This window comes from Acinetobacter sp. LUNF3 (genome assembly GCF_022699605.1).
Classification (GTDB): Bacteria; Pseudomonadota; Gammaproteobacteria; order Pseudomonadales; family Moraxellaceae; genus Acinetobacter; species Acinetobacter johnsonii.
The window spans coordinates 113065-130868 of record NZ_CP093968.1 but is presented as its reverse complement, the minus strand read 5'-3'; the positions used below and the strand labels follow the sequence as shown (position 1 = coordinate 130868).

19 protein-coding genes are annotated in these 17804 nt (G+C 45.5%); all 19 read right to left on the bottom strand.

The annotated features are described in order from the left end of the window. Positions 1 to 12: 12 nt before the first annotated feature. A complete protein-coding gene (locus MN200_RS00615) occupies positions 13 to 1233 on the bottom strand; it encodes a beta-ketoacyl-ACP synthase (RefSeq protein WP_058868659.1) in 1221 nt (406 codons plus the stop codon). Next, complete coding sequence (locus MN200_RS00610; protein ID WP_058868658.1) at positions 1233 to 1958, bottom strand: 3-ketoacyl-ACP reductase FabG2; 726 nt, start codon at positions 1956 to 1958, stop codon at positions 1233 to 1235. The genes MN200_RS00615 and MN200_RS00610 overlap by 1 nt, the downstream gene beginning before the upstream one ends. Next, positions 1955 to 2392 (bottom strand): hypothetical protein, encoded by a 438-nt coding sequence (locus MN200_RS00605; RefSeq protein WP_058868657.1) that lies wholly within the window; start codon positions 2390 to 2392, stop codon positions 1955 to 1957. The genes MN200_RS00610 and MN200_RS00605 overlap by 4 nt, the downstream gene beginning before the upstream one ends. Further along, positions 2389 to 3585, bottom strand: coding sequence for a beta-ketoacyl-[acyl-carrier-protein] synthase family protein (locus MN200_RS00600; protein ID WP_058868656.1), 1197 nt, complete (start codon positions 3583 to 3585; stop codon positions 2389 to 2391). The genes MN200_RS00605 and MN200_RS00600 overlap by 4 nt, the downstream gene beginning before the upstream one ends. Continuing rightward, a complete protein-coding gene (locus MN200_RS00595) occupies positions 3578 to 4135 on the bottom strand; it encodes a DUF3261 domain-containing protein (protein ID WP_058868655.1) in 558 nt (185 codons plus the stop codon). The genes MN200_RS00600 and MN200_RS00595 overlap by 8 nt, the downstream gene beginning before the upstream one ends. Next, positions 4125 to 5426: an NAD(P)/FAD-dependent oxidoreductase gene (locus MN200_RS00590; protein ID WP_058868654.1), complete on the bottom strand. Its 1302-nt coding sequence runs from the start codon at positions 5424 to 5426 to the stop codon at positions 4125 to 4127. Before MN200_RS00590 ends, MN200_RS00595 begins: the two co-directional genes overlap by 11 nt. An 18-nt stretch (positions 5427 to 5444) precedes the next feature. Continuing rightward, entirely contained in the window at positions 5445 to 7769 is a 2325-nt protein-coding gene (locus MN200_RS00585; protein ID WP_058868653.1) for a hypothetical protein, read from the bottom strand. Further along, entirely contained in the window at positions 7744 to 8385 is a 642-nt protein-coding gene (locus MN200_RS00580; RefSeq protein WP_058868652.1) for an outer membrane lipoprotein carrier protein LolA, read from the bottom strand. The genes MN200_RS00585 and MN200_RS00580 overlap by 26 nt, the downstream gene beginning before the upstream one ends. A 7-nt stretch (positions 8386 to 8392) precedes the next feature. Next, complete coding sequence (locus MN200_RS00575; RefSeq protein ID WP_058868651.1) at positions 8393 to 8812, bottom strand: thioesterase family protein; 420 nt, start codon at positions 8810 to 8812, stop codon at positions 8393 to 8395. 9 nt (positions 8813 to 8821) lie between these two features. After that, a complete protein-coding gene (locus MN200_RS00570; RefSeq protein WP_058868650.1) occupies positions 8822 to 10354 on the bottom strand; it encodes an aromatic amino acid ammonia-lyase in 1533 nt (510 codons plus the stop codon). A gap of 5 nt (positions 10355 to 10359) precedes the next feature. Continuing rightward, positions 10360 to 11274, bottom strand: coding sequence for an acyltransferase (locus MN200_RS00565; protein ID WP_058868649.1), 915 nt, complete (start codon positions 11272 to 11274; stop codon positions 10360 to 10362). Positions 11275 to 11291: 17 nt separating this feature from the next. Then, complete coding sequence (locus MN200_RS00560) at positions 11292 to 12026, bottom strand: glycosyltransferase family 2 protein (RefSeq protein ID WP_058868648.1); 735 nt, start codon at positions 12024 to 12026, stop codon at positions 11292 to 11294. A 14-nt stretch (positions 12027 to 12040) separates the two neighbouring features. After that, the gene (locus MN200_RS00555) at positions 12041 to 13705 is read right to left on the bottom strand and encodes an AMP-binding protein (protein WP_242759916.1); all 1665 of its coding nucleotides are present in this window, start codon (positions 13703 to 13705) and stop codon (positions 12041 to 12043) included. A 78-nt stretch (positions 13706 to 13783) separates the two neighbouring features. Then, positions 13784 to 14338 (bottom strand): septation protein IspZ, encoded by a 555-nt coding sequence (locus MN200_RS00550; RefSeq protein ID WP_058868646.1) that lies wholly within the window; start codon positions 14336 to 14338, stop codon positions 13784 to 13786. Then, entirely contained in the window at positions 14335 to 14583 is a 249-nt protein-coding gene (locus tag MN200_RS00545) for an acyl carrier protein (RefSeq protein WP_058868645.1), read from the bottom strand. The genes MN200_RS00550 and MN200_RS00545 overlap by 4 nt, the downstream gene beginning before the upstream one ends. Positions 14584 to 14592: 9 nt before the next feature. Continuing rightward, positions 14593 to 14853, bottom strand: coding sequence for a phosphopantetheine-binding protein (locus tag MN200_RS00540; protein ID WP_005012584.1), 261 nt, complete (start codon positions 14851 to 14853; stop codon positions 14593 to 14595). After that, complete coding sequence (locus tag MN200_RS00535; RefSeq protein WP_058868644.1) at positions 14837 to 15649, bottom strand: lysophospholipid acyltransferase family protein; 813 nt, start codon at positions 15647 to 15649, stop codon at positions 14837 to 14839. The genes MN200_RS00540 and MN200_RS00535 overlap by 17 nt, the downstream gene beginning before the upstream one ends. After that, on the bottom strand, positions 15643 to 16263 hold the full coding sequence (locus tag MN200_RS00530; protein ID WP_058868696.1) for a beta-ketoacyl synthase chain length factor: 621 nt from the start codon (positions 16261 to 16263) through the stop codon (positions 15643 to 15645). The genes MN200_RS00535 and MN200_RS00530 overlap by 7 nt, the downstream gene beginning before the upstream one ends. A 144-nt stretch (positions 16264 to 16407) precedes the next feature. Then, positions 16408 to 17325, bottom strand: coding sequence for a LysR family transcriptional regulator (locus MN200_RS00525; protein WP_004684302.1), 918 nt, complete (start codon positions 17323 to 17325; stop codon positions 16408 to 16410). Positions 17326 to 17804 lie beyond the last annotated feature (479 nt).

Below are 17804 nucleotides of genomic sequence, written 5' to 3'. Positions count from 1 at the left end.
ACCCTTATTTTATTAGACACGTTTAAAAATCAGGGAGGTATTAATCCCCCCAAAAGCAAAATTGTTGCTCATCATCATTTGCGTTTCTGCTGAACGCATGTCTGAAACAATATAATCCAGATCACCACAAGCGCTGTCAATCTGATCTAAATTCAGCGTAGGTACCAACTGATTACGTCGCATCATTTCAATACTCAGCCATGCCTCAATGGCGCCGCACGCCCCCAGCGTATGCCCAAAATAACTTTTTAATGAGCTGATCGGTTTTTTACCCAAGATACGTGCAGTCGCTTGTGATTCAGCAATATCCCCCTGATCGGTCGAAGTACCATGCGCATTAACATAATCAATATCCGCGGCAGTAAGCTGTGCATCTTTCAATGCCAACTGCATACAACGTCCCATCATTTCGGAATCAGGTCGAGTCACATGCTGACCATCAGTATTGCTGCCATAACCGACAATCTCGGCATAAATGGTGGCACCACGCGCTTGCGCATGTTCATATTCTTCTAAAATTAAACAGCCTGCCCCTTCACCCACCACTAAACCATCACGCTTTGCATCAAACGGGCGTGGCGTTGTCTCAGGTCGATCATTTTGCACACTGGTCGCTAACAACACATCGAACACGGCTGAACCCGCGGCACTGAGTTCTTCTGCCCCACCTGCAATCATCACAGTTTGCTTGCCATATTTGATCGCTTCATAAGCCTGACCAATGGCCATGGAACCTGAAGTACAGGCACTTGAGGTCGGCAGCGTTAAACCTTTTAGACCGAAATACACCGTCATATTGACCGCACTGGTATGCGACATCATACGAATGTAGGTCGTGGCATTGAGTTGACTCATATTGTGCTCAATCAACATGGCACCAAACTCACGCACCGCATCCACACTGCCCGCAGAGGAACCAAAAGCCACGCCTGCATCGCCACTTTTTAAGATATCCGCATGCAGTAAACCTGCATCTTCCAATGCTTTTTCAGCACATACGGCAGACATTAAAGCAACGCGGCCCATGCCACGGGTCACCTTACGGTTAAAATGCTTCGGTACAGTAAAGGATTCCACAGGGCCCGCCAATTTACTGCGTAAATCAGAATAAATTTCCCAGTCCGGCATATAGCGAATGCCGCTTTTACCTTGTGCGAATTGCTCAAAAATTTGTTCTGCAGTTTCACCCAAAGAGGTAATCCCAGACATGCCTGTCACAACAACACGTTTCATTAGATCAAGCCTCCATTGACTGAAATCACTTGGCGGGTGATATAACTGGCATCATCACTACATAAAAACTTCACGGCTTTTGCGACTTCTTCTACCTGTCCCATGCGCTGCATTGGGATCATTTTCAAAGCATGTTCTTTAACTTCTTCGCTGACCATTTCAGTTTCAATCAAACCCGGAGCCACACAGTTCACCGTAATTTTGCGTTTGGCCAACTCCAGTGCCAATGCTTTGGTCGCACCAATTAAGCCTGCTTTGGCAGCACTATAGTTCACCTGACCACGATTCCCCATGATTCCTGACACTGAAGACAAGGTCACAATACGTCCGCCCTTTTTTAAGCGGATCATCGGCATCATCAAGGGTTTCAGCACATTATAAAAACCGTTCAGAGAGGTTGAAACCACTTCATCCCAATCTTCATCAGTCAGTGCGGGGAAAGCACCATCACGGGTCAGCCCTGCATTCAACACCGCACCATAAAAAGCGCCATGCTGTGCCATATCTTGCTCTAAAATGGCGGCAATCTTTTCACGCTCATTCACATCGAACATCAATACATGGCTCGCCTGCCCAAGCGCTTGAATCTCCTTCGCTACTGCTTCAGCCTCAGACTGTCTTGAACGGGCATGTACCGTGACATCAAAGCCTGCCTTTGCCAACTCCAAAGCAATCGCTTTACCTATTCCACGACTCGAACCCGTAACTAAAATTCTTCTGCTCACACTAATTTTCCAATGATTTCATTCATATTTTCAGGCTCAAATACGCTCAACATGGCGCTGAACCGATGTTCTTGATATTCAATTTCACAATTAAACTGCCCCAAACCTTCGTGCAGATAACTTTGTTCGACCCGAATCTGCACGGTTGTGCCCAAACTAAAATAGGCGCAAGGCAACTGCATTTTACGCGTTCCCAATAAAAAGCCAATTTTCGGTGGCAAACTCTTGGTTTGCCCTTTATAACCGGCATAAACACTAATGGTCTGCGCCATCAGCTCAATACTACTCCATGTCGGCAAGCCTTCTGGCTCACAAAACATCAAATCAGGTGTGATGTGAAGTTCTGCAATCGCAAACGTATCATTGGCTTCAATCAGATGACTCACGAAAACCATAGGTTTTTCATGCGGAATAAACTGTACTGCATCCATCATGGCAAAGCCGTCCCGAAAATTAAACTAATATTGCTGCCGCCAAAAGCAAAAGAATTACTCATCGCATAGCGAATCGGTGTATTCAAATGCGGTGTAAGCACATAATTTTGCCCAGCCAAAGCATCATCCAATTCATCTGCATGATGCAGCGGCAACCAAGATTGATTCAATAAAACCTGCTGGCAAATAAAGGCTTCAATTGCACCCGCTGCCCCTAGACAATGTCCCGTTTTATGTTTGGTGCTGCTCAAGGCCACAGCCGCATCTGAGAAAACGGTCTGTACCGCCCTAATTTCCATCGCATCATTTTGCGGTGTGGAAGTGCCATGCAAATTTAAATAATCAATATCGCTTGCTTGAAGCTGTGCAGCGTCTAATGCTTTTTGCATCGCCTCCGCAGCCCCCCGTCCTTCTGGATGCGGTGCTGAAATATGCCATGCATCCATTGACTCGCCACTCGACAGTAGCATCACAGCTGCAGGCGCTTTGGAGAGTAAAAACAGTCCTGCAGCTTCACCAATATTAATGCCATCACGCTTGGCACCACAGGGCTGACAAATTCCGTTCGATAAGCTTTCTAAACTATCAAAACCATTTAAGGTCAGCTTGCATAGGGTGTCGACTCCACCCACTAAGACTGCATCAGCCAAATCGGCATTCAGCAGACGTTGCCCCGCCGCCAGCGCTTTAGCTGCCGAGGAGCAAGCGGTAGAAATGGTATAGGCAGGCCCTTCCCAGCCCAAATACTGTTGTAAGGCTTTCGCTAAACTGCCCATTTCTTGTTTTTGGTGCTGTACAGACTGCGGTGCTGGCTGTTGAAACTGCACTTTTAAAGTAGGTTCAGTATCCGCGATGCCTGAGGTTGAAGTACCAATAATCACAGCAAGACGCTGTTTAGGAAACTGTGCAGTATAAGCATGAATTTCAGTTTCAATGTGTGCCAAAGCCGTCAGGGCAAAACGTAGATTTCGTGAGTCTGCACCGCTCAAGTTTTCAGGGACTGCTTGAATCAAGGCTTGATCAGATGCACCTACCCATACTGTACGCCCCGCGATCAGATCCTCTCGTTGCGATAAGGTATTTTCAGTGCTTGTTAAGGCATGTTGAAGCTCAGCGGCATTGTGTCCCAAAGCCGACAGCGCAGCACTGAACTGAATACCCACGGCTGAAACATGCTGTAGATTTTTAGTCATGATGGTCACCTTGATCATCTTCCAACGTATTGCTCACCGCGCTGATCACCATCTGATAAGGCACTTGCAGATTATCTAGCTCAATTGCCCCCTCATTTTGCTGAATTTTCAACACGGGTTGCTGCTGCATATAAATGGTATCGTCTTTCTGTACGACCGCATTTTGAGCAGCATGTAACCTAGCAAAATTTGGATAGGTCGCATACAAAATATCGCGCACCACATAATCAAATGGTAACAACTTCATGGACTCAATACGCTGTTCGACTTTAACCTTTTGACCATCAAAACTCAGCTTAAACAACTGCTGTCCGGTGAGGCTCAGTGCCAACATGTCAAGCGACTGTCCCCTCTGCTGTTGGTACAGTAAAAAGCTGAAACTCTGGGTTTTCCACTGTACTTCGATTTGGTCTTGACGTTGATAATTTTGCGCAGCCCACTGCGGAGTCGCGAGTCCCTGCGCCTTGGGGATCCAACTTTGGCAGGCACTACAAAGCAGAGCACTGGCTAAAACCCAACTGGCGGTCTTTAAACGCAGCTTAAGTTTCATCGGTCAGCGACTCTTTTTTAGGTTGTTCTTCTCGGCAATATTCGGCCAAAGTGCTCAAACGTTGCTTGGCATTACGATGAATCGGGTTGCTCGTATCCCATGCATAACCTGCCAGTAAAGATGCAATCATACGGCGAATTTTTTCATCCTGCTGAGTCGAAAATACCACATCCTGAAACTCACCTGAATACCATGATTCGACATAGGCACGGAACACTTGAATGCCTTTACGTAGCGGCTTTTCATATTGCTCCATCCAGTCTACCGTCTGACCTTGCAACACTTGCTCGACCAATGGCACTGCTAGACTGGAAGATTTTAAGGCAATGGTGACCCCTGAAGAAAAGACAGGATCGAGGAACTCACCCGCATTGCCCAGTAGTGCATAGTTTTCAGATGCCAAGTGTTTCACATCGGCAGAGTAGCCCACCAAAGTACGTACAGGAGTATCATGTTTGGCATGACGTAACACATACGACAAGCTGGCATCATCCGCCAAAATACGTTTCTGCAAAGCTTCTAAGTCATAATCCGCACTGCCGTCATAACCGTATTTTTCAAAGAAATCTTGCTCCGCCACGATACCAAATGAAGAGCGTCCATCAGCAAAGGGAATCAACCAATACCACGCACGATGGTCTTTTTCATGTACGGTAATTAAGATTTTCTCACGGTCAAACTCAGGATCATCCAACAACCCATCTTCAATATGGGTAAAGACTGCACGGCGCACTGGAAAGTCCGACGGGCTTTCTAAGTCGAGAAACTTTGGCAAAATTCGACCAAAACCACTGGCATCTAAGAGGAATTTGCCTTGAATTTGGTAGTTGTTGCCTTGCGCATCTTTCACCGTCAAAATCGGCTGTGTGGATGCGACATCGACCGCCAAGACTTCATGACCAAAACGGATATCTGCGCCCATTTTTTCAGCTTGCTGTGCCAAAAGCTGGTCAAAGTTGGCACGTCGTACCTGCCACGTGGTGCCTGGGCCTTCACTAAACTTTTGGGTAAAGTCATAAAAACTGCGCTGTGTGCCTCTTAAAAAAGCTGCGCCATTTTTAAACTGAAAGGCAGATGCATCAGCATGCGCACGCACCGTTTCCAATAAACCCGCTTCTTCTAAAAACACCATACACTGCGGCAATAAAGACTCACCGATGGAAAAACGCGGAAAAAACTGCTTTTCAATCACCGTGACTTGATGGCCTTTTTGGCGCAGCAAAGCTGCGGCCGAGCTACCTGATGGCCCCGCCCCAATAATTAAAACATCTGTCTGTTGCATGGTGCTCATTGCACTGTACCCTTTGTCTCAGCTCTTTGGCTGATATTGTTGAACCACCACATGTTTTGCATCGGAGGATGTAAAAAGTGTGGCATAAATAAATGAAAAAATAACGCCCAGCAACACTGTTAAGCCAAAACTGTGAATGGCATAAGTATGACTAAAAGACAGCAAACCAAAACTAAAAAACGTCGACATCATGCACAGGAACAAAGCCATACCCACCACCTGCGGGTGATCATGTCCGTGGCGGTAGAAAATCGCATAATCCACCCCAATCCCAATAATCAGGAAGGTGCCCATAATGCTGAATAAATTAATCTCGACACCGAGCCAGGTTTGAATCGCAAACGTGGTCATTAGAGCCATACTGACAGGCAACACCAAAGGCAGAATTGATTTTTTGCCATAAAGTGCCCCTAAGCCAATAGCTAAAATCACCAAAGCGCTGAGTAATAGCCACTGTGCCTGCTCACGGTGCTGTTTAAACAATTCAGACAGTTGATGAACGGGACGTAACAGCTGTACATCAGCATTCTCAAGCTGTTGCACAGCGTGTACATCATGCACATTTTGCAGCATCACCAAACGTTGTGTCGGGCTCATCTGCAGAAAATGTAGAGGATGATCTTTAAAGACTGCTTCGGTCAGCAATGGTTGGTCTTTTAATCGTGCTTGCCAGTTTAAAACATCGGCTGTATTGAGCTGTAACGCTTGCGCATATTCGACTAAAGCGGGCTGAGGAATCGCCTGTAACATCGCAATATTGTGTTTTTGCTGCTCAAGCGAGGGAATCCACTGCCCTAAAGCCTGCACAGTATCCAACTTGCCAGCCTGCTGCAAGGGCGTAAGCTCTGCCAACAGTTGCTGTTCATGCTGTTCTAACTCTGCTGGGGTTCTGCCCTGTACCACAAAATATTCGCTGCTTTGCTGTTGCATAAAACGCGAACGAATATATTGATCTTCCTGCTTTAAGGTGGCATCCATACTTTGCAAATTGCGGATGTCATCATTGCTTTTCAGAAGGACGAGACTACTACCCGTCACCAGTAGAATCAGTGTAATCATGCCATAACGTAGCGTGTTGTGGCTCTGCACATAACTACGTGCTTTGCCAATAAAGCCCAGTGCACGTATCGCAGGTTCCGCATTCAACGCAGGCAAACGTGGCAGCAGTAAAATACTGGTCACCCATGCGGCACTCAGTCCAACCATAGAAAAGACTGCAATCTGTTTAAAGCCCGGAAATGGGGTAAAACTCAGCACCACATAGGCCAACAGCGTGGTCATTAGCCCCACAAATAAACTCGGCAATAATGGTTTTAAAACAGTAAATCCATCGATCTGTCGGTGCTGAGACTGCATGGCCATGAAGTAAAATGAAAAATCGACACAGACCCCAATCAAACTGGCACCAAAAACCAGTGTCATCAGGTGAATTTCGCCGAAAACCCAATAGGTCACAGCAAAGGCCACTAAGCTGCCTGTGCCGACTGCAACCATTTCCGTCAACATCGGTCGTATTGAACGGAAGCCAAACCAGACCAAAAGCAAAATCCCGATGGTCGAACCCACGCCAATGGTGGAAATTTCCTCTTTGGCAGAGTTGGTTCCGAACTGTGCAAACAACAGCGTACCTGTCCAATGCGGCTTGACCTGCAACTGGTTGAGTTGCTGATTGATATTTTGGATAAACGCAGCGGTCTGCTCTTGGTAGGCAATATTATAAGGGCTGTTATTAAGCTGAAGCACCATCAGGCGCGAGATACCTTGCTCATCACGAATCGTAGCAAAGCCCTGCTCTAAATTGATATTGGCATTGCTTTGTAAAGTGCTTAAACCCACTGCATAACGCGGGAACAGCAGCAAGGGATCTTGCTTGAGCATTTCAGCCGTGATCGGCATGCCGGGACTCATCAGTTGTAATAAGCTTTGCTCTGTCAGTGCGGCATCATCCTGCTCCTGCACCATCTGCTGATCGGTCTTAGATAATAGCCCTGCTTTGTGTTGATACAGCGCTTGGGCAAATTGATCAGGATCAAACTGCGGCCGAACAGGTAAAAACAGCTGACTTTGGTCGGCCTGGGTTTTGAGTGCTTGCGTTGCCTGTTCGAGTTGCTGATCCGTTTTGGCATCCAATACCACAAAAACTTTGTCATTTAACTGCTGACTCACATATTGCTGTGCTTGTTCCAGATGAACATCCTGATGTGCCTCAGGCAGCAAAGCAAAAATATTGGTCTCAATCTTAATACCTTTATTCAGCCAAGCCACGCCCAGTGCCAAAGCAATGACACACAGCACTAACAGCCAAAGGGCGCTAAATTTATTTTGCCAATTGGAAAAGTGCATTTTCCGCAGCCGTTAAAGTTTGAGGTTGAGCCGTTTGCTGGCTAAAACGAATGATGGTGCGGTTATTGGCTTGTTCCAAAATCGTGATACGGTCCACATAACGCTGACCTTGCGCATCGACTTGAACAAAAAGCTTTTTAAATAGACTGCTTTTAGGCGTTAAGCTGACATTCCACTGCGTCGGACTGTAATTGGCAGACACCACATTAAAGTTTTTAGCGAGTGCCGCTTCGTTGCCCGACATTAACTGTAAAAACATCGTCGCTACAGAGCCATAGGGGGTCTTATCGACTTCGATTTGACTGGACGTTCGCTGCGTCTTTTGTACCAACTTACGCGGTGTCACCACCAAATCGGCTTTAACTGGACTTTGAATTTGCCACAGCACACCTTGGTTTTTGCTGAACAGCACCGTGCCTTTGGACACATAGGTTTTATTCAAAGCTGTCAGTTTTTTCTGCTGCTCAAATTGGGCACGCACCACAGGCGTTGCACCGAGCTGGGAAAACACCTGCTTCAATTCAGTATTTTGTGCATTCACTGCTGGAGCAAGCAAAGTCATCACAATGGCTGCACACGCAACGACAATCGGCTTAGAAAATTTGTATCGAATCATGCTTGCATTACTCCGCCTTAAACTCAGGCCATGCCTTTAAACAGTCCAACAACTCCTGTGGCGACTGGAAGCACATTTCACGTTTTTCAATGTGTACCGCCACTTGCGAGGTATAGCCCTTGGTCAGCTTTCTGCCCGAAACCGCATCGAAAATCAGATATTCAATTTTTAAGCGATTTTCCCATTCTTTTAAAATGGCGCGCACGCGAATTTTTTGCTCAAACTCAATGCCTTGTACATAGCGGACATGACTTTCAATCACCGGCCATGCATAACCCGAGTCGCGCATTTGGTTATAGTTATAGTGAAATTGATCCAGCAGTTTGCAGCGCGCAATTTCAAAATATTTTAAATAATGCCCGTGCCACACCACATTCATGGTGTCGACATCATGAAAGGGCACTTCAATGATTACATCAGCATGCATGCTCATTTCCTATGAATATTGAACAGCAATGCTGTCTAACAGTTCTAACTGCTCAAAGCGATTAACCAATGCTTGAAGCTCTTGTTGCAAAGGACGATCTTCCTCTACATAGGTGAAGCTCTGAAGCACCCAGTGTTGAAATGCTGTTAAAACAGGGCTGAGTTCTGTATCTACACCTTTGAGTTTAACCGCCTGAACTGCTGCACAGCTCAGTGCCGCAATCACTTGTTCGGTCAGAGTAATGACACGACTGGCATCACGCGCAGCAATGGTGCCCATGCTGACTTTGTCTTGATTATGACATTCGGTTGAACGTGAGAAAATCGACGCAGCGAGCGTCTGTTTTAAGGCTTCTGCCGTCCATGCCGAAACCCCGATTTGCACCGCTTTAAAGCCATGATTCAAGGGCAAGCGCTCAGGACTAGAACCCGTTAAATTGCGTGGTAAACCATTGTTCATTTTATAGTCCACCAACTGTGCCAACTGACGATCCATCAAGTCAGCAATATTCGCGATCATAATTTTCAGGCTGTCCATGGCTTGGGCAATATGTCCGCCATAAAAATGTCCACCATGCAGTACCCGCAGGTTCACAGGGTCAATCAATGGGTTGTCATTGCTTGAATTTAGCTCATTTTCAATAAACTGACGCAGCCACAGTTTAGAGTCCTCAAATACCCCAATCACATGCGGTGCACAGCGCAATGAATAACGGTCTTGCAGGCGTGAACTTTGGTGTTCAGTTTGTACTTCACTGTTTAACCAGTCACGTAATTGGGCTGCAATATGTTGCTGTCCCAGATGTGGTTTTTGCGCAAACAGCACTTCATCAAAATGGCTTGGATTCCCTTCTAAAGCCAATACATTCAGTGCGGTAATCAAAGTACTGGCAAAAGAAATCTGTTCGGCTTTTTTATAATTCAGGCAGGCAATCGCGGTCATAACCGCTGTACCATTCATCAGGGCCAAACCTTCTTTAGGACGCATCACCAACGGCTGCACACCTTTTTCAGCATACACTTGTGTAATCGGTACAATCTGGCCTTGATAGTACACATCACGCTCACCGACCAAAGCCCCAGCGATATAAGACAAAGGTGTCAAGTCACCACTGGCGCCCACCGAACCTTCTGAGGGAATCACAGGAATTACATCTTCATTCAGCATCCAGACCAAACGCTGTAACAAGGCATGTGAAACACCCGAATAACCACGCGCCAAAGAACATAAACGCACCACCACGACAGCACGTGCGGTAATTAAGTCTAAGTTTTGTCCCATACCGCAGCCATGAAAACGCGACAAATGTAATGGTAGCTCATGCACTTGATGGGCTGGAATTTCGACTAAGCACGAGTCTCCATAGCCCGTGGTCACGCCATAAATGACGCCTTCGTCTTGCAACAGCTGATCAAGGAAATCTGCGCCGCGTTGAATTAATGCTGTCCATTCAGCAGAGGTAGGCAATGCCACCTGTTTTTCTTTACGCGCTACAGCCACAACATCTTCAATACTGAGCGGAGTTTCCCCAACAATTAACACAAGACTTATCCTTTATTCCAAAAATTATAAAAATTAAACCATTGATAAGGCGCACGTATGCAATGCTGTTCCAACAGTTCAACGTACTGTCGTGTGGTTTGTTGCATGGCCTGTAAACGCTCTTTCCGTGGCCAATTTAACTGCTCCGCCACGGGGTGAATATGCACTTCAAAATGTGTATCGACTCGATAGCAAAACACCGCCAGCACAGGAGCTTTCAGCAAACTGGCCAAAATCCACGCACCTTGGGGCCACAGCGCTTGCTCGCCTAAAAAAGCAACTGATTGTACCCGATCCGACTGCACGGGTACGCGGTCTGCCGCTACAATCACCCATTCACCTTGATCCAACTTATCCTGTAAAATCAGTGCTGTTTCAATCCCCAACTCATCTACCGAAATTAAATTAACATCTGCCTGTTCATTCAATTTTTTTAAAAATTCATTGAACTTAGTCGCATGTTTTTGATAGACCAGTACATTAATTTTTTGTGGATGCTCTGATTTGATGGCACGAAGCAATTCAATATTGCCAAAGTGCGACACCACAATCACCGCACCTTTTTGATAGTGCGAACGAAAGTGTGCATGACCATGCAGCTTTACGTTCTGCTCAGGAATATGCCCAAGCCATCCCTCAATTTTATCTAAAATACATTCGCCAAAATGCATCAAATGCGTATAGCTGTACCACAGCTGCGGCTCAGCCTGAAACGGCGACTGCGCACCTGCAAAATGATGCAGTTTTTTTAAGTACAACAGCGAAGCCTGACGCGCGGTATTGGAAAAAAGCCAGTACCATAAAATTATAAAGTACAATATAACTCTGCATAACCAACGCCCACCCAAGCGGTAGAAACCGAGCATCAGCATCAGTGGTAACATCCCGCCCCGCTCTTTCACGGCGCTCCATTTCTGCATATGCTTCTCTGACCGCATTAGCCTTTCACTTTCTGATAAATCAGTTTGGGGAACCGCAGCAGCATGCCCCCCAACAAACGACTATGCGCACGCGCCATGCCCAAATTGTCCCGCCAAACATCAAAGTGTGAAATACCATCTTCAGGGTAAATCACATGCGTAGGCAGATTGATAAACGGAACATTGTCCCATTTCAAACGCACTAAAATTTCCGAGTCAAAACCCATCCGCGGTTGAAACTTGGCAGTGTTTAGAATGTTCACTGTCTGCGCTAGAGGATAGACACGAAAGCCACACATGCTGTCTTTAATCTCAAAAGACAGACTGTTAATCCACACCCAAATGTGCGTTGCATAACGGCCATAGAGACGTTTTTTTGGAACAGTCGCATCAAAAATCGGCTGACCAATAATCATGGCTTCAGGATGTTGGATAGAGGTGTCTAAAAAGCGTTGCACATCCTGCCAGTCATGTTGTCCATCGGCATCTAATTGCAAGGCATGGCTATAACCGCATTGATAAGCATGCTTTAGCCCAGTGGTCACTGCCTGCCCCTTCCCCTGATTGTGTGTATGTTCAACCAAATCGACTAATGGATGGTCATACGCGAGCTGATGTAACAGTGCGGTACAATCAGTATCACTGCCATCATTCACCATAATAATCGGTAACTCGAAAGCGCTTAAATGTGACAATAACGCAGCCAAATAATGCGGATGGTTATACACAGGAATCACAAAGCAGTGTTTCATTTTTCTCTCTCGGCTTAAGCGTCTGAAGGGACAGCAAGCAGCAAACGTCCTGATGCCAATATTTTGTCATGATTTTTCAGCTCAAAACTGACCTTATGCGCTTTACGGTTAAGCACCAGTTCCACCGTTTGATAAGGCTGGATCAGTCCTTGAAATTTTAACTGCTCAAAACCATTGCACCACAGTAAATCCGCCCAGTTTTGTTTGGCAAAATGCTGAATAAATCCTATTTGCCCTACGCCTGGATAAATCGGAAAGTTCGGGAAATGTCCTTTAAAGCACTCCAGCTCAGGAATAAATTCCAAAGCATAACTGATCTGCGTATCCTGAGATTGCTGCGTCAATACCACAGGCAAGGTCATCGGTTGAAAGAGTAATTTTAAATACTGTTGATTCAACTTCGATTGTGCATTTTGTGGCATTTGCGTTAAAAACCGCCACTGCCGCGGAATCGCGATACTTTCCAGCTTCTGTTGCAATTGTTTTTTCAGTTGTGCGGTAAAGGCAGCTTTGCCCTTTTCGCTGAGCAAGTTTCGGGCTTGATCCGTCAGCACCGCTACCACCGCCAAAATCTGACGATGTTCTTTTTCATGAATTAGAACATGGCACTGCTGTATTTCAGCTAACTCAGCGATTTTTGCTTCAATCGCATCGAGACTTAACCGCTTTTCTTCGAGTTTGACAATGCGGTCCAAACGCCCCAACAACTGAAACGAACTTTTGGGATTGTCTGCATCTACGACCTGCACTTTATCTCCGGTCAAAATCCAATCCGCGCTAAAGGCATGGTTGGTTTTGACGGCTAACTCTTGCTGATCGGCACAGTTAATTTCGACATTGGCAAAGGGTGTCCATAGCGCATCATCCGCCTGACGGTGGGCGATCCCGCCTGTTTCAGAACTGCCAAACACTTCGGTAATCGGGCGGTTCAGCAAGGGACGCACGCCGGCATCCAACTTTCCGCCAGAGGAATAGACCCGATGGCAGTCATTTAACACCACATCTGTGGTCCAGCGCTTCAGCAATGCAGGACTAGAAATCACATAATTGGGCAGTTGCAGATGGGCAATTTTCTTTTGAAGATCAACCACATCTTCAGGGAAAGCCAGTTGTTTTTGGTAGAAACTGCGCCCACTGGCTAAGGGCCACAACAACTTAAACAATAAACCATAAATATGCTGATGGCTCACCGTAGCAATCGCAACGGCCTGCTCAGGCAAATCAAAACTGGCTTCTAAACCGTAGACTTCATTGAACAACTGCTGTAAGGTGCGCGGAATCTTTTTCGGCTGCCCAGTTGAACCCGAAGTATAAAAATACAGCTGTGCCTGATTGAGAAAGACTGCATCAAATTGAAGCTCGAAGTTTGGCGTTACTGTTGACGACGGCAAACGTTTTAAAAAATAAATCTGCTGTTCAGCCAATTCTTTTTCTAAGTCGCTGACCCGATGCGGCGGCAACAGCACTTGCTTACCTGCTTGCAAGGCCGCAAACAACAATACTAAAAACTCATAACTGTCTTCTTGCCAAAGCGCCCATACAGGCTGTTCCAACGGCTGAATTTGCGCAGCCTGTTCAGCCACATCCAACCAAAAAGTGTGAAAGGAAACGAAACTTGAGTCCGCCTGAATACACAAGGGACGCGATGAATGGAGATGGTGTTGAAAATGACAAGACATATAATTTGTTTTTAAAACCGTATTTCTAATCGCTATAGTTCGAGACCACTGTTTTAAGTTAACCTGACGGAGATGCTGTTATTTCTGAACTTGATGCAGTCGCTGCTGACGTTTGCGCAAGATAAATTCACCCAGCAACAACCCACCCATCAAGACATAAGAGATCAAACCGTTATACAGCACCCAAATCTTCATTGGTGCGAAAAAAACGGTGATCAGGGCAATGACCGCATTGATGCAGAAAAACCCACACCAAACTTTGGTGACTTGACGGGTCCATTCTACCCCTTCTTCGGGCAAATTAGGCTCTGCCAAACGTGCAAAACGTTCAATCATCGAAGGCGGTCGAATCAAGGTGCTGGCAAAAATAAACAATGCCCCGAGGCTCATAAAGACAGGATAGAGTTTAAGCCACGCATGATCTTTTAAAATCAAACTCAGCCCGCCACATAAAATAGCAAAACCCGTCAATGGCCACAGTAAAGCATTACCCTTACTCAATAGACGTAGAAGACCCAGTGCAATGAGAACAGCACTGACCCAGACATACTGGCCATGCGCCAATGCATAAGCCACAAAAAAAGGATAGAGGATCAATCCGATCCCTGCTACCCCTTTTAAGATGTTGTTCATGCAACTGACATATTCTGAATGACGACCACCACATCTTCTACGGTGCGCACATTTTTAAAGTCTTCAGGGTTGACTTGTTTGCCTGTCAACTCTTTAATTTTTACCACCAAATCAATGGCATCAATACTGTCAACATCAAGGTCTGAAGCTAGGTTTGACTCTAATTGCACATCTTCAGGCGCAATTTCAAACAGCTCTTCCATCCATTCACGTAATTTTTCTAACACGGTTTCTTGTGCAAGCATAGCAACCTCTTATGCTGTTTTCTGTGCTTCAACCAAAGCCACTAAGCTTTGAATTGATTTAAAATGTTCTTTGGTTTCTGCAGACTCTGCATTCAAATGAATGCCATAACGTTTTTTCAATGCTAAGCCTAATTCAAGGGCATCAATCGAGTCCAAACCCAGACCATCGCCAAACAAAGGCGCGTCTGTATCAATGTCTTCAATACGGATGTCTTCAAGGGCGAGGACATCAATAATCATTTGCTTTAATTCATCAGCAAGATTGCTCATTTACGGATAACTCTTGGTTAAAAAACCATTGTAATTGTTGATTTAACTGACGCACATTTTTGGGATTGACCGTTACATCATCCAATACGTCTTCCACTCGGATCGCATCCAACACTTTCACATGGATATGAAAAGGCTGTTCTGGAATGTGATACCACTTTTCATTTTTAGTCAGGGTCGATGGCGTGCAGCTAATCAGCACGGGGCGAATCGGCACACCTGCACGCAGGGCAATATTGGCCGCACCACGCTGAAAGTCATTCAGTTGCTCACCTTTTGCTGTTCGCGTCCCTTCAGGAAAGATCAACAAGGACGCTGCATGATCCTGCTGTAATTTGTGTACACAGTCCTGAATAAACTGTTCAGAACCTGCATTTAAAATATAACCCGCACTTTGCACAGGGCCTTTGGTAAATGGATTCGACCACAGTGCCTGCTTGACCACGCAGTTTGCTTGTTCCATTAAACCAATTAAAACCACTACGTCAATCAGTGTCGGATGATTGGCAATCACCAACTCCTGCCGACTGTGCTGTAGTTTGTCTAAACCTTCAACCGTATAGGTCATAATGCCCAGTTTCACCATCATTTCGGTGAAACCTTTAAAACTGTGCTTAATCACCTTTTGAGTACGTTGCTTGCGAAGCTCAAGGTCTGCTGAACTGAGCTTGACCAGAGGTGCAATCAAACTACCAATCGCCACACCGCCTAAGCCAAAGCTCGCAAAGCTAAATCCTGTCGCTCCAACGCGCCAGACATAGTTGGCTTTTTGCTTGATTCGGTTTAAGTTCAGCATTTCGTCCACGCTTCAGATTCAGTTTGCTCAGGATTATTCCAAAACGTATTAAATGCTAAAGCCTGCTGATACGCTGGCGTTGCATCCGTATGCTTTGGCGTCAACATCAAATTTGCAGGCGCTAATGAAATCATCGCTGCCATCGCAAAAGCAGAAAATGGCTGATGCTCGATATACATTTCAGGCAAGGCTTCATCATAATACACCAGCAAAACCTGACGAGCTTCTGGCCTTGTTTTTAGCCACGCATAGGCTTCAATCAGCCCATCATTCCACGAACCCGCCAAACTGGTCGCAGGTGTCGCATCCTGACATAAAATAGAATATAAGCCCGAAATTGCATTATGTACCGAGGTTGAAAATTGAGTCGGTGAAGGGGTTTGCTCGCGTAACACATCTTCTAAAATATTCAGTGTTTTTGCTTCATCGCCATATTGCGACACCCAAACAATATAATCGACCTTGCGGGTGGCTAAAGTCTGCATTGCGCTATTCAAAGCCAGCTTTGCAAGACGCGATAAGCGTCGGCGTTGCATCGCAGGAATGTGCTCTATAGCTGATAATTCTTGATCAACCAAGCTCATATTCAAGCGGGATACGTGGAGTTGCATCATCATGATCAGTGTTTAAAAGTTGATAAATTATCAGGCGCGCAATTATAGCACTGAGCCACATTTTTCACAAAAAATAACAAGCGCTGACGGGTTCAAAAAAGGAGGATGCAGCAACACTGATCCTCCTCCTTAAAACAAGAGCAACTAGATATAATATTGCGTTCTTTTCTTGGCAAATTTATCCAGTTGTTTTAAAAAGCCTTCGAAATAATCCTTCTCTTTTTCCTCAGTACGATAGCCTGCATAAAGAGTACGACGCAAACCTTCAGGCGCTACGCAGTCCAAACGACGCGAAGTCACCCAACCCTTTTGTTCATATTCGTTCACCACCCAATCGGGTAATGCCCCAATACCACGCCCACTTGCCACCAGTTGAATCAACATTTGGGTTAAATCTGTGGTACGGATCTGCTTCGGCAGAATATTGGCTGGAATAAACAGACGCGACATAATGTCTAAACGGTGCTTATCCACTGGATAGGTCACCAAGGTTTCTTCTGCAAGTTCTTGCACGGTAATGTCTTTGGCACGAACCAAAGGGTGGGTATTGGATAGAACCAAACGCGATTCATACTCAAAAATCGGGAAATACTCCACCCCTTTTAACGCAATCGGGTCGGCCGTAATCAATAAATCAAATTCACCTGTCTGCAATAACTCATGCGGATTGGCCTCAAAACCTGAAGCGAAGTCCAGATCAACATCGGGATACTGTTGGCGATATTGATTTAACAACGGCATTAACCAATCGAAACAGCTATGACACTCTGAGGAAAAAGTAATGCGTCCAGTTTGACCATGCACAATACGGGTGATGTCGCTTTGCGCAATTTGTACCTGCGGCAATACTTCATCGGCCAGTTTTAACAAACGCTGGCCAACATTAGAAAAGCTAACGGGACGGCTACGACGGTTCACCACCTCTACCCCAAACCATTGGTCTAATTCACGCAACTGGTGTGATAAAGCTGAAGGCGTTAAGCATAGGTCTCCCGCAGCAGCCACCAATGAGCCATGCTCTCTTAAAGCGGTTAAGGTTTTTAAATGGCGGAGTTCTAACATCTGGCACAGCCCAATTTTTTAATCTTGATGAATACGGTATAGCTTAACCTATAAAAGCCACATTTAATTATTTTTTCTCATCTTAATTTAAAATTAATTAGTTTATTTCATTTCAATATCTATGATCTACAACGAAAATATTCGCCCCATTTACAGAGAATGAAAAAATTTAAGCATTCAAATTCATAATCTTCATGATCCATGCATCAGTACTAATCGAAGTAAGGCTTTGTTTTATAACTATAGGTGCCTTTCAAAGCTATCTCTTGGTCATGCCTAGATTGAAGCATAATTCCTTCAGTTTTTGAGATGCATAACGACCGAATCCAGCCCACCAACCGTACTACTTAATCGTGGCTATGCATCGAACTCTTGTGATATCTCTACTTTGATATAGCGAAATCATGTGAAAGCAAGCAGCATGCTCTTTTACCTGAGTTAAATTCAGCTCAAATATTGAGAACTGATGATTCTGATCT